A 12269-nucleotide genomic window follows, 5' to 3' on the forward strand; every position below is an offset into this window, starting at 1 on the left:
TCTTCCTTTTGTGGGGAGATATGGAAGAAGTGTGGCTCCGCTGGTGCGTTCGGCACGCTACCTCCCCCTCGGGCAACGGGCCGCCCCCAGGCGGGTTGCCGGCCGCTCCCAGGACGCACGGCCTCCCCGCCGAACCGGCGCCGCTCAGACCACCGCCCCGTTGTGGTCGCGCGCCCGCGCCGCGCCCGCCGCGTGAGGAGCCCGTGCCGCCCTGGCCTCCCGCGGCCGGTCCGGGAACCGGTCCTGGAGCAGCACGACCACCGGCATCGCGGTGAACACCGTCGACGCCGTGCCCATCAGGACCCCGGCCAGCAGCGCCACCGAGAAGTCGGCGAGCGAGTCGCCGCCGAGGGCCGCCAGGGCCACCAGGACGAACAGCGCCCCCATGCCGGTGTTCACCGTCCGGGGGAGGGTCTGCGCCACGGCGCGGTCCGCGAGAGCCGCCCAGCTCGCCTTCGTCCCGGTCCGGCGCAGCTCGCGCAGCCGGTCCAGGACCACCACCGTGTCGTTGACCGAGTACCCGACGATGGTGAGCAGCGCGGCGAGGAAGACGCTGTCCACCGGCTTGCCCAGCCAGGCGAAGAGGCCGAGGACGAGCAGCAGGTCCTGCGCCATCGCGATCACCGCGGCGGTCGCGAAGGTCCACCGGAAGCGGATCGTGAGGTAGAGCAGCTGGGCGGCGACCGCGAGCCCGAGCGCGGCCAGCGCGTAGCCGCGCAGCTCGCTGCCGAGGCTCGGCCCGATCAGTTCGTCGCGCTCCACGGACAGTTCGCCGGTGACGCCGGTGAGCGCCTCCCGGATGCGCTGCTGCTGGTCGTCGCCGGTCTCCTTGGTGCGGACGGACACGCCGGTGTCGCCGGTGGTCTGCACCACGGCCTGCGGGAACCCGGCGCCGACCACCGCCGCGCGGGCGGCGTCCGCGTCGACCCGCTGCGCGGCGGTGTATTGCGCCACCCGGCCGCCGGTGAACTCGACGCCGAAGTCCAGGCCGCGCCCGCCGATCCCGGCCAGGGCGAGCAGCAGCAGGCCGGCGCAGGCGCCCAGCCAGCGCCGCCGGTGGCGCATCAGCCGGGGCGGCCGCCGGGTCAGCCGGGTCCGGAGCCGGCCGACGGTGGCCATGCCGGTCAGGGTGGGCCGCCGGACGACGGCGGGCCGGCGCACCGCCCACTCGGCGAGCAGCCGGGTGATCAGCATGGCCGAGAACATCGAGGCCAGCACGCCGATCGAGAGCGTCACCCCGAAGCCCTTGACCGGGCCGGTGGCGAACACGAAGAGCAGACCGGCGGCGAGCAGCGTCGTCACGTTGGAGTCGGCCACCGCGCTCCATGCCTTCGCGAACCCGACGCGGAGCGGGCGCCGCAGGTCGCGCTCCTTGCCGGGGCCGGCCGCCCGAGGAGCGGTGTACTCCTCCCTGGCCCGTTCGAAGACCAGCACGTTGGCGTCCACCGCCATGCCGATGGCGAGGACGAAGCCGGCCAGCCCGGGCAGGGTGAGCGTCGTGCCGAGCGCGACCACGGCGGCGTACGAGATCAGTCCGTAGAGGGCGAGCGCGACGGTGGCCAGCACGCCGAGCAGGCGGTACACCGCGATGATGAAGGCCCCGGTGCAGAGCAGGCCGATGGCCGCGGCCAGGGCGCTGGCCCGGATCGCCTCGGCGCCGAGGGTGGGGCCGACGGTGCTCTGCTCGATCACCGTCACCGGGACGGGCAGGGCGCCGCCCTTGACCAGGGCGGCGAGGTCGCGGGCCTCGTCGGCCGAGAAGCCGCCGGTGATCTGCGTCGAACCGCCGGTGATCCCCTGCCCGCAGAGCACGCTGTCCTGGACACCGGGGGCGGACAGGACACGGTCGTCGAGCACGATGGCGACCCGGCGGGCGGGGTCGGCCGGCGCGGCGCACGCCGCCTCCCCGGTGAGCCGGGCCCAGGCGTCGCCGGCCGAGCCGCGGAAGGAGAGGTCGACGCTCCAGCCGAGGCCCGTCCGGGTGTCGAGGACGGCCGAGGCGTCCTTGACGCCGTCGCCGGTCAGCGCCGGCGGGCCCAGCCGCAGGTGGCCGCCGGGGAGGCCGGGGTCGGCGAGGACCCGGGACCCGTCCGCCGCGGGGGGCCCGGCCGGGCCGTCGGCGGTCGCGACGACGGGGTGGAAGGTGAGCTGGGCGGTGCGGCCGATGACCCCGGCGGCCTCGCGGGGGTCCTGGACGCCGGGGAGTTCGACGACGATGCGCCGCTCCCCGGCGCGGGCGAGCGAGGGTTCGACGACGCCGAGGCCGTCGACCCGGCGGCGCAGCACCTCCAGCGTCCGGTCGGTGGCGTCCGCGTCGGCGCGGACGGTGGGCGAGTCCTGGGTCTCCAGGACGATCCGGGTGCCGCCGCGCAGGTCGAGGCCGAGGCGGGGCGGGGTGGTCAGGGCGACGTAGAGCGAGACACCGACGACGGCGAGCGCGACGAGCGCGCGCCAGAACGCGGTACGGCGAGAAGGCATGGGTACTCCACGGGCGGTCCGCGGGAGCCGGGCGTCCTCGGGGGACGCCGCACCCGGGACGGGCGGACGCGAGGGGACGGCGCGCCGCCGGGAACGCTCCGGGCACGGTGGCCGGAGCCCTCCCGTCCGGGCCGCGGGCAGGCCGCGGCACCCGGGTCGGCGGGCGCGATGGGACGTCAGCTGGACCGGGTGGAGGGGGGACCGCGGGTGTGGCGGGGGTCGTAGCGGTCGAACGGCGGCGCCCGCTCCTGACGCGGACCCGCGGCGTACACCCCGGGCCGGAACCGGGGGGCGTCCGTCCCTGCGGCCGGAAGCACGGCCGGCGGGAGCGCGGGCAGCCGGACACCGGGCTCGGCGGCGGCCGACTGCCGCTGGACGACATCGGAACCGGGGCGGTCCGCGGAGCGCCGGACCTCCGCGCCCGCCGGACCGAGCCGGACAGCGGCCGGGGCGGCCGGGGCAGTGACGGCGGGCGGAGCGCCGGGGGCCGGCTGCGCCGCGCCCGTTGCCGTGCCGAGGAGAACCTGGCAGACGGCCCAGGCCGCGAGGAACGCCCAGGACAGCGCGGCCGCCGCGGTCCGACGCACGCGTCGCTCCACTCCGGCCCCCTCCCCGCTCGTGCCGTCACCCGGTCCCGTCCGCAAGAAGCTCTCACTGTAGGCGACGGCGCAGCCGCATGGGGACGTTCGGGCGGCGGACCGGACCGGACCGGACCAGACCAGACCAGACTGGACTGGACCGGACCGATCGGGGCCGGGGCCGGGGTCACGGTCCGGCGGGGGTCCGCGCGGTGCTCTCCATCAGTGGGCGTCCGCTGCTGTGCTGCCCGCGCACCGAACCGGGGCAGGCGGTCAATTTCCGGCATCGGTGGCGATCCGTCAGTTCTCCGGGCCGCCCCCGCGCGGGCTGGTCTGATGGGAGGCACACCTGGCGAGAGGTCAAGGCCTGAGGGTCACCCCCCCGCACGGACGGGGCCGATCTCATCCGCTCTGCCGCGTTGTCGATCTGGCTGTCACCCCCCCGTGCGGGTGTGGCCGATGAGCCACCGCAGTGGGCGGGCAGACCCCCTGGCAGCTGCCACTTCGCCTCCGCTTTGCCGCGCCGTGTCGCTTCGGTGGGCGGGGTACGAGGGGCGGCCAGGGGCCCGGACTCACGGCGGGGTAGGGGTGTTGGGCCTGGTCGTTGGGGACGGGAGCGCCTGGCGGGACCGGCCGCGGTCCGCTGACGCTCGGAGTGCGATGCCTTCGCTACCGCGGGATCAGCGAGGCCGGTGCGGCGTCCTGGTCTGCCGGGGCTCGGCGGGCCAGGCCCGAGCCCGGGTTACGGTCGGTGTCGGTGATGCCTGCTACGAAGGCCCCGTGATGGATGACGAGATCATCGAGAGGCTCCGGGAGCACCACGCCGGAGAGCTGCCTCCGCCCGCGCCTCCCGAGGCCGTGTCCGAACTCGAAGCGGTCGTGGGGCATTCGATGCCGCTCTTGCTCAAGCGGATCTATCTCGAAGTCGCCAATGGCGGGTTCGGCCGATGGGGCGGTGCCCTGTCCCTGACCGAGGACACCGACGACCCGCCGGTTCTGGAGGCGTACTCGGAGTGGGCCAAGGGTTGTGGAGTCGGATATCCGACATCGGTCGTGCCACTGCTCACCTGGGGCTGTGCGATCTGGTCCCTCGTCGATTTCAGCACCGCGGAAGGCCGCATGTGGGGCTGGGACCCGAACGTACGGTGTCTACGACACGCGCTGTTCCCGGAGGACTTCACCCTGGCCGATCGTCTCACTGGCTGGCTCGACGGTCGGGAGGACTTCCCGCAGCCGCCGGCCCCCACCGACTGCCCGGACTGCTGACGGGACGCGGTGATGACGGGTGTCACGCCGTGTCACGTCGATGACAGCGAGGCCCGCCACAGCGGCACCTGGAGGACCTGAGGACGGTGTGTTCCCCTACGCGGGGCCTGGATCGAGGGTGGCCACAAGGCGTTCCCGGAGTTCCGGAGGGCAGATCGGGTTGGTGGCGACCTTGTAGCGAATGCCCTGCGACGGATCCGTGGCGAGCGCCGTGAGCACGTCGAGCGGGAGGTTCGGGTTGCCGGCCAGCCAGCTCCGGTTCTCCGTGCCGGCGGACGCCGCCGCGCTTCTCATCAGCTTTTGGCTGGTCGTCCGGTGCAAGGCCCACCAGCGGACGTGGTCCAGCTTGCTGCCCACCGCGGCGTCGACCAGCCGGCGTGGCGTGGAGGGGTTGAGGACGACTGCGACCGTACATGCTGGAACGGGCTGCCGCACTCCTGTACCGGCCTGCACAATGTGCCCGACACCCCCGACATCCTCCGAGGGCTGCTCGCCGCCGACCGAACCCGCCGAGCCCGGTCGGTCCGGGACCTGTACCGGCTGCTCCTCGACCAGGAGCGGCTGTTCCCGGCGACCGCCCCGGCAGCCCTGGTCGTCGCCGCCCTTCTCGACGACCCGCGGACCCTCGCCGAGGACCGGTGGGAGCGCAGAGCCGGCACGCGGCCGCTGCGCGCGGAACTGCTGAACTGGCTGGCCAATTTCGCCGACCTCGCCCGCCACGACGTCCGGGACGGCGTCGGCACGCCGCAGGACCTGGCCGCCGCCCGCGCCGTGCGGCCGGCGCTACATGCTCGCGTAGCGCCCTTCTGCGAGAACGAGGACCCGCGGGTACGGGAGGCAGCCGTCGCGGCCACCGCCCTGCTGCTCGCGGACCTTGTCCTCGCCGCGTCCGTCCCGCGGCACGCGCCCGCCGTTCGCGATGTCCTGGCTCCGAGTGCGGACTCGTACTACCGGTGGATCGCCCGGGAAGGGCTGGAGGCCTGGGGTGAGGGCAGCTCGGACCTCCTCGCTGTGGAGCAGGAACGCCGCGCAGCCGCCGGGCGGGCACACGCACTGGCGCGGGACCCGTTCGACGAGGGCGGGGAACGGGCGGCCCGATGGCCGGCCGGGCAGCCGGAGGACACCGCAGCCCTGGAGCCGCCCGGCCGGTGGCACCCGGCCCGGGCGGCAGTCGAGCGGGCGGCACCGCCCGGACCGGCACCCGAACCGCCCACAGCCGTCCGGGGCGCCAAACCGGACCGCCGAAGCCCGTGGCAGACCACGATGCCGCACCACGACGAGTGGACGTTCACCCCGTACATCGGCGTCGGCCCACTGCACCTCGGCATGAGCCTGCAGGAGATCGCCGCCACCCTCCGCGAAACCGGGATGGTCCTGTCCACCTACGATCCCGGGAGCGGCGAGCACTCGCTCACCCTCGCCGAGTTCCCCACCACCGGCATCAGAGCCCTCTTCGGGAGGAGCAACGGCCTGGCGTGCGTGGCCGTGGGCGCGCAGAACGGCCCCCCAGGTCCGGTTGGACGGTACCCCGCTGACCGGCGGCCTGCCGCACGTGGTGGAGAACCGGCTCGCTCACCGACCGGCCCGCGGCGACCCGAGGTACAGCAGCGCAGGAGCCCTGTCCGTCTCCGGTTACGGTCTCGCGATCCGCTCCCGACGCGTCGGCGACATCGAACCGACCCGACCGCTCTTCCTACCGCACGAATGGCTCGACCTCTGGCACTACCTGCCCCGCGAGGAGTGGGACCTCCGGTAGAGCCGGTTCGCAAGCACCACCACGACGGCACGGTACCTCGCCGGAGAACCTGACGGCGGACCACGTGGGGCCTTGAACCCAGGGCACCCTCGGCCTGCCGGTTCCCGCGGCCTCCGCACAGTCCGGGCACTACGCTGCACGCGTGATCGACAACTCGAACGTGTGTCTCGCCGACCTTCTCGATCGCCGCACGGACGGGCACGAGCCCGCTCCGGAGGCGGTGCTCGCCGCGCTGTTCGAGGGCGGGGTGTTCGTTCCCGTCACCGACACCGGATCGGTGATCTTTCTCCCCGACGACGAACAGTCGCCCACGCTGCTCGCGTTCACCGACGCGGCACTCGGCGCGCAACTGCTGCCGGACGCCGCCGGGACGGTGCACTGCGACGCGGCACGGCTGAGGGACATCCTGGAGAAGACCGGCGTCACCGTACTCGCGGTCCGCTCCGGAAACGGTCAGGCGATCCTTCCCGAGCAGGTGCTGCGGAACTGGGCGACCCGCGGGCCCGGAGCGGAGATGAAGCTCAGTCGGTCCACCGACCCGGTGGCCGTCGCCCTGCGCGACGCGTTGGTTCGGCGGATCCGGGAGTTCCCCGCCGTCCGCTCGGTGTGGGTGGCGCACGCCCGGTTGCGGGCCAGCGGTGAGGAACACCTGTTGCTGCACGTCGCCGTGGACGAGGACCTGCCCTCGGCCTCCGCCGACCGCCTGATGCAGATCCTGCTCGGCCAGGAGGTCGAGCCCGGCCCGAGGCACCCGAAGGTCGGGATGCTCGCCCTGAACACCACCACCCACGCCGACACCATCGCCGAACTCGACCGCCAGGGCCTCGACACCGTGCGCCACGACCCCGAGTCGGGCCGGATCCAGGTGATCTCCCGCGAGTACGACGACCCGTCCGCGGCCCCGGCGAAGAACGCCACGCCCCAGCCCCGGCCCAAGCACCGCTGGTTCGGCCGCTCCTGACAGGACGCCGTCCGTGAGGCGAAACGACCACCTGTCACTCGGTCCGACGGCCTGGTCCACGCACGAGGCAACCGGTGAACACCCGAAGGTTGACGACGCATACGATCCGATAACTCTCTGCAAGCTACCCAGTCGTCCTACGGTGTCCCGATGCGCCGATCGAGACTCTTCCACTCGCCAGTCATCCCGCTCCTGGGCGCAGCATCGGTTGCCGTTGCGAGGACCGCTCAGGTTGATGCCGATGAGACCCGTATGGCTCCGACAGTGCTGCTGAGCCGGGAGTACCACGAGAAGCATCCGAGGCCTGGCTTAATCACCAGTCGTGGTTCTGGCTCAACTTCCGGGCTCTGTCGCTGATTGAGGGGTTCGCGCGGGGCCACAGACAGGTGGGCATCACCTGGGCGTGGCTGATGGAGTTCGGGTCGCTGACCTGCTCTTCCCGGGTGTCGGGGTGGAGATCGAAGCGATGATTGTCGGGGAGGGCGAGGTTCGCCTTGCCGTACGGTCCGTGGCGGCGTCGGCCGCCTGTCCGGGATGCGAGCACAGATCGTCGCGGTTGCACTGCTACTACAAGCGGCGACTGGCAGATCGCCCCGTAGCCGGCAGGCGGGTGCGCCTGGAGCTCAGAGCGCGGCATCCGGTGTGCGGCAACGACCGCTGCGGGCAGCGGACGTTCGCCGAGCAGATCCCGGATCTGACGTCCCGACACGCTCGCCGCACGACCGCCCTCACCGCTCAACTCACTGACATCGCCCTGTACCTGGGAGGGCGGGCCGGAGCCCGGCTCCCGGGACGCCTGGCCATGACCGCGTGCAGGGACACACTGCTGCGCCTCATCCGAGCACTGCCCCTCCCATCATCAGGCACTCAGGGGGAAGCCGACTCAGGGCGCGTGTGTCCGGGTACAACCGCCGTGCGCAACGAGAGGGGCCCGTGGACCACAAGGTCCGCGGGGCCCCTCTGTGTCGTGCGCGGCGGGCGGCTGCGCGGGTGCGGCGGCCAGCTGGTCGCGCAGTCCGGCGGACACGATCCGCCTCACGGGCAGCCGGCAGGCATCAGCGATTTCTTCGACCTGGAGGGGGCGATGTCATCAGCGCCTGTTGTGAACACGTACAGGAAGTCCTTGAGGATGACAATACGGGCCTCGCGGTCCACTTCCCCGAATAAGGATGGAAGCGGCCGGGATTCGAAGACCTTCGGGACTGCCGGGAATGAGAAGAAGGGTTGAGTGGGGAAGGAGTGGCGATGCGAGCTGAACTCCGGTACAGGGAAGATCGAATTGTGGAGCCCGATTATCTTCATTCGGTCGATGAGGTCGGTGTCCTGATCGAGGATCTTCTGACTGGGCCGGTTCACCAAAACCTGGCCCAGATCATTCATCTGGACCGCCCCTCGATGATGCCGGAATGGCCCGATCACGAGTTTCTGATCGGAGTGGACAGGGCGGTCCAGCTCGGAGTGGTCGCCTTCGCCGATAGCGGGGGCAGTGTCATTTCCGCAGGGGGTCCCGAAACCAGGAATGCGCCGGTGTACTATCTTGCCGGACACTGGACCGATTTCTCGGACCGGGTTGAGATTTCGATCGACATCGTTCGAAATGCCGTCGAGGAGTTCCTGGCTTCGGGAGGGAAGCGGCCCACATGTGTCCCGTGGAAAGAGCGGTTCCCTGACGGCTGAAGGCCGTCCCGTAATCCAACAGTGGCCTTCGCCTGGGCTCTGCTCGTGGCGTGCGGTCGGGTTGGGTTGCCCAGCTGGCCAGTGTCGGTGCAGGGGAGGGGGCTTTCGTGGGCGCTCTCCCCGGCTGTGTTTCACGCGGTGAGGTGCTGCTCCGCGTCGGAGCCGGTGGCGGGCTCGGTGGCGGCGCCGTGCTGTTCTTCTTCGGGGCGGCCCTTTGGGGGCAGGAGGAAGGTGATCGCGAGGAAGACCGTCAGCAGGCATGCCTGGACGATCAGGGCGCGGTGGAAGCCGTCGATGAAGTCACCGGTCCTGGCCTGGGCGAAGAACACCGAGCCGAAGACCGCGACACCGATGGAGCCGCCGACTGCCTGGACCGCGGACAGGACACCGGAAGCGGAGCCGATCTCGTCGTCGTCGACCGCGGCCAGGATGAAGCTGAACAGGGCGGCGATCACCATGCCGGCGCCGACGCCCGCCACTGCCACGCCGGGGGCGATGTCCCGGATCGCGAACGAGGCGGCGTCGAGGCGGTCGAGCTCGGCCCACAACAGGGCCGCGCCGGCCAGTTGGACCAGCGGTCCGATCTGTAGCACCCTGCGGCCGATCCTGTCCGCGAGGAACGCGCCGCTGACGGCGCCGCCGATCGCGGTTCCCACCGCGAGGGGCAGGTTGCCCAGGCCCGCTTCACCGGCGGTGAAGTGCCGGCCGATCTGGAGGAAGAGGGTCAGCACGAGCTGGGTGCCGATGAGCCCGCCGAAGAACAGGGCGATGCCGCCGAGTCCGACGGTGAAGGCCGGCTTGCGAAGCAGGCCCGGGGTCACCAGCGGCTCGCGGCCTGCGGCGGCCGTGCGGCGCTGCTGGAGGGCGAAGAGGGCGAAACCGATCGCCGAGGCGGCCATGGACAGCCATGTCCACAGCGGCCAGCCGTCCTCCTGCCCCTGGTTGAGCGGCAACACCAGCAGACCGCAGGAGAGTGCGACCAGGGCGGCGCCGGTCAGGTCGACCCGAACCGCGCGGTCGCCCGGCTGCTTCGGCACGAACTTCGCGGCGACGATCAGTGCCGTGAGCCCGATGGGCAGGTTGACCAGGAACACCGACCGCCAGCCCAGGCCGAAAAAGTCGCCCTCGATGAGGAAGCCGCCCAGGACCGGGCCGATGATGCCGCCCAGGCCGAGTACGGGTCCGAAGACCGCGAAGACCTTGGTCAGCTCGGGGCCGGAGAAGTTCTCCCGCAGCAGACCCAGCCCCTGGGGCAGGAGCATGGCCCCGGCGGTGCCCTGCAGCAGGCGGAAGGCGATCAGCGACTCGATGTTCGGCGCGAGTGCGCACAGCAGCGAGGCCGCGGTGAAGGCCGCCAGGCCGATCAGGAACATCCGGCGCCGTCCGTAGCGGTCGCCGAGCCGGCCGCCGAGCACGAGCCCTGCGCCCAGGGTGAGGGCGTAGCCGCCGATCACCCACTGCAGTCCGACGGAACCGGCACCGAGGGACTTCTCCAGGTCCGGTCCGGCCACGTTGACGATCGAGGCGTCCAGGAGATCCATGACCTCCGCGACGATCATCGCCACCAGGATCAGCCATCGCCACCGGTGGGGCTCGGTCGTCTCGTCGGGGGTGGGGGACGGGGCACGCACGCCAGATACCTCCATGGTGAAGTAATTCCATGATGAAGGTAAATTGGTGGAGGTAGGTTGTCAAAGCGGGCCGCCCACCTGGACGCCCGGCAGGTGAGACGAGGTGGCAATGCCTGTGGAGGAAGCGATGGGCGACGGTGTCGCGGCGCGGCGCGAGCGGCTGATGGAAGGGCTGCGGATCTATGGCGGCCACTACGCCGAGCTCAGCCGGCGCTTCGCCGCCTGGCTGGGCCTGCACTCCACCGACGCGACCGCGGTGCTGGAGATCGCCGCCGCCGAGGAACGCGGGACTCCGCTGTCACCGGCCCGGCTGAGCGAGCGCATCTCCCTGTCCACGGGCGCCACCACCGCACTCCTGAACCGCCTCGAAGCGGCCGGACACATCGTCCGCACCCGCGAGCACTCCGACCGGCGCATCGTCACCCTGCGCAGCGGCCCGCACATCCAGGAGCGGGCGGACGAGTTCTTCGGCCCGCTCGCCCACCGCCTCGACGCCGCGATGTCCCCCTACCCGCCACAACTCCTGCAACAGTTCGAGCAGTTCATCACCGATCTGAACGCCACCATGGACGCCCACCTCGCCGAGCGGAGCCCGGTGGCCCCGTGCCCCCCCGGCTCCCTCGGGGACCGCCGGCGCTAGAGGCCGCCCCGGGTGGGGCGGGCCAGCGCGAGGTTGTGGAGGCGGGCAATGCCGAGCACGGCGTGATGCACACCGGTTCCGCGCAGGCAGCATTCGCGGAGGATCTTCCAAGTCCTTCATGCGGAAGAAGGTGTGCTCGACGCGGGCTCGTGCCCATCGGTGGACGACGTTGTCGGCTTCCTGTCGAGGCGTCGGACGTTCCTGGCCCGGGCGCCGGCGGTGCGGCATGAGAGTCCTGTGCCTTGGTAGCCGCCGTCGGCCGGTACCGGGGCGTCGCGGCAGGCCAGATCGACACCGGACTCGGTGAAGGCCCGGCAGTCGTTGCGGTTGACGGGCACAGGAAGGCCGACGGCAACGACGAACCTGCTGTTGGCGTCGATCACCCGTGCAGGCCGCGTGCAGCATCGGCGGAACCGGTTGCGGCGGCCCGTGGAGGTGCCTTGAGAACGGGTAGGAGTCGGGCGCGGTGAGGCCGTGACCACGGTGCTCGTGTCGGTTCACGAGGCTGTCTCTTGTCGGCTCGGCGGACCTGTCAGCCGATCTGCTGCGGCAGTCGGCGGTCCTCGAAGGGGTCGTCGCGGTCGTGGGGCTCGTACGGCTACTCAGGCGCCGGTCCGAGTCGCACTCCTAGCGTGGTGGCACGAGGTGAGACGGAGGGACCGGAGTGCTCGACAAGAGGTTGCTGAAGGGCTGCCTGGGGACCGTGATGGTTCTCGCCGCCCTGGCGGGGATCGTGTTCGCGCTCTACATCGGCATGTGGATCTACATCGGTCCTGCCGGCTGAACAGCGCAGTGCGCAGCTCGGGTGGTCGACGGCGTTCGGCGGCGGATCCGCTCGGTCAGGTCCGGCTTCCGCCGGCTGCGGCTCTCCGTACGCCGTTGCGGATCCATTGCCGGTTGCCCGCACATGCCAGGGCCGGACCGACGAGCATGGACAGCATCCACAGTGCGACGCTGGCGGGCGAGTAGATGTAGTACTGCCACCGATTCGGCAGCAGCGTCGGCAGGAGAAGGAGCGCGACGAGTGTCGCCCAGGTTGTGAGCACGGTGATCACTGCGCGCGCCGCCACATCCACACCGTTTCCTGGTGCCACGTGTCCCCCTGGCCGAGTTCGGAGCGGATCCCGGAGCGGATCCCGCCCATCAAGTTTGAACGTGTTCAATATAGCAGCGCGGCTGCGGGTGGTCGTCGGCGCCGCCCCCCGACCCCCCCCCCCCGAACCGTCGGCACTGCGGCCCGGACAGTCCGGCCGCACCCCCCACTTCCCCCCCCCCGCCACCC

General features: G+C 71.8%; 10 protein-coding genes and 1 pseudogene. 5 read left to right on the plus strand and 6 right to left on the minus strand.

The genetic code is table 11. From position 1 onward, the window contains the following. Nucleotides 1–144: 144 nt before the first annotated feature. Nucleotides 145–2478, minus strand: a complete 2334-nt coding sequence (gene secD, locus ACFVGO_RS24020; protein WP_380633930.1) for a protein translocase subunit SecD — start codon at nucleotides 2476–2478, stop codon at nucleotides 145–147. Between the two features lie 176 nt (nucleotides 2479–2654). Beyond that, nucleotides 2655–3065: a hypothetical protein gene (locus tag ACFVGO_RS24025; RefSeq protein WP_380633932.1), complete on the minus strand. Its 411-nt coding sequence runs from the start codon at nucleotides 3063–3065 to the stop codon at nucleotides 2655–2657. A gap of 771 nt (nucleotides 3066–3836) precedes the next feature. Between ACFVGO_RS24025 and ACFVGO_RS24030 the strand changes: the two genes are divergently transcribed. After that, nucleotides 3837–4322, plus strand: a complete 486-nt coding sequence (locus tag ACFVGO_RS24030; protein WP_359903656.1) for a hypothetical protein — start codon at nucleotides 3837–3839, stop codon at nucleotides 4320–4322. Nucleotides 4323–4418: 96 nt separating this feature from the next. Here ACFVGO_RS24030 and ACFVGO_RS24035 read toward each other — a convergent pair whose 3' ends face one another. Next, a complete protein-coding gene (locus tag ACFVGO_RS24035; protein WP_380633935.1) occupies nucleotides 4419–5042 on the minus strand; it encodes a hypothetical protein in 624 nt (207 codons plus the stop codon). 796 nt (nucleotides 5043–5838) lie between these two features. Between ACFVGO_RS24035 and ACFVGO_RS24040 the strand changes: the two genes are divergently transcribed. The 3 genes from ACFVGO_RS24040 to ACFVGO_RS24050 all read left to right on the plus strand — a co-directional run bounded on the left by ACFVGO_RS24040 (nucleotide 5839) and on the right by ACFVGO_RS24050 (nucleotide 8716). Further along, nucleotides 5839–6078: a hypothetical protein gene (locus ACFVGO_RS24040; RefSeq protein ID WP_380633937.1), complete on the plus strand. Its 240-nt coding sequence runs from the start codon at nucleotides 5839–5841 to the stop codon at nucleotides 6076–6078. Nucleotides 6079–6220: 142 nt separating this feature from the next. Then, nucleotides 6221–7039 carry a hypothetical protein gene (locus ACFVGO_RS24045; protein ID WP_359903665.1) on the plus strand — a complete coding sequence of 273 codons (819 nt, stop codon included), beginning with the start codon at nucleotides 6221–6223 and terminating at the stop codon, nucleotides 7037–7039. A 1245-nt stretch (nucleotides 7040–8284) separates the two neighbouring features. After that, nucleotides 8285–8716, plus strand: coding sequence for an Imm1 family immunity protein (locus tag ACFVGO_RS24050; RefSeq protein ID WP_359903668.1), 432 nt, complete (start codon nucleotides 8285–8287; stop codon nucleotides 8714–8716). Between the two features lie 131 nt (nucleotides 8717–8847). On the opposite strand, the gene ACFVGO_RS24055 is transcribed toward ACFVGO_RS24050, so the two are convergent. After that, the gene (locus ACFVGO_RS24055) at nucleotides 8848–10347 is read right to left on the minus strand and encodes an MFS transporter (protein WP_380633940.1); all 1500 of its coding nucleotides are present in this window, start codon (nucleotides 10345–10347) and stop codon (nucleotides 8848–8850) included. Between the two features lie 109 nt (nucleotides 10348–10456). Here ACFVGO_RS24055 and ACFVGO_RS24060 point away from each other — a divergent pair, with 109 nt between their 5' ends. Beyond that, nucleotides 10457–10987: a MarR family transcriptional regulator gene (locus ACFVGO_RS24060; RefSeq protein WP_359903673.1), complete on the plus strand. Its 531-nt coding sequence runs from the start codon at nucleotides 10457–10459 to the stop codon at nucleotides 10985–10987. On the opposite strand, the pseudogene ACFVGO_RS24065 reads toward ACFVGO_RS24060, so the two are convergent. Together ACFVGO_RS24065 and ACFVGO_RS24070 are read right to left on the minus strand one after the other, a co-directional pair. Next, nucleotides 10984–11376: pseudogene (locus ACFVGO_RS24065) on the minus strand (transposase); the annotation flags it as partial. The gene ACFVGO_RS24060 and the pseudogene ACFVGO_RS24065 sit on opposite strands and share 4 nt — an antisense overlap. Before the next feature lie 450 nt (nucleotides 11377–11826). Then, nucleotides 11827–12063 carry a hypothetical protein gene (locus ACFVGO_RS24070; RefSeq protein ID WP_359903680.1) on the minus strand — a complete coding sequence of 79 codons (237 nt, stop codon included), beginning with the start codon at nucleotides 12061–12063 and terminating at the stop codon, nucleotides 11827–11829. Nucleotides 12064–12269: the final 206 nt, after the last annotated feature.

Source organism: Kitasatospora sp. NPDC057738 (assembly GCF_042798815.1).
Taxonomy (GTDB): Bacteria; Actinomycetota; Actinomycetes; order Streptomycetales; family Streptomycetaceae; genus Kitasatospora; species Kitasatospora lactacystinica.

What these genes read in the sequence shown, in the direction of transcription:
- secD (WP_380633930.1), bottom strand. Translation starts at nt 2,478, where the DNA reads ATGCCTTCTCGCCGTACCGCGTTCTGGCGCGCGCTCGTCGCGCTCGCC.
- ACFVGO_RS24050 (WP_359903668.1), top strand. Translation starts at nt 8,285, where the DNA reads ATGCGAGCTGAACTCCGGTACAGGGAAGATCGAATTGTGGAGCCCGAT.
- ACFVGO_RS24060 (WP_359903673.1), top strand. Translation starts at nt 10,457, where the DNA reads ATGCCTGTGGAGGAAGCGATGGGCGACGGTGTCGCGGCGCGGCGCGAG.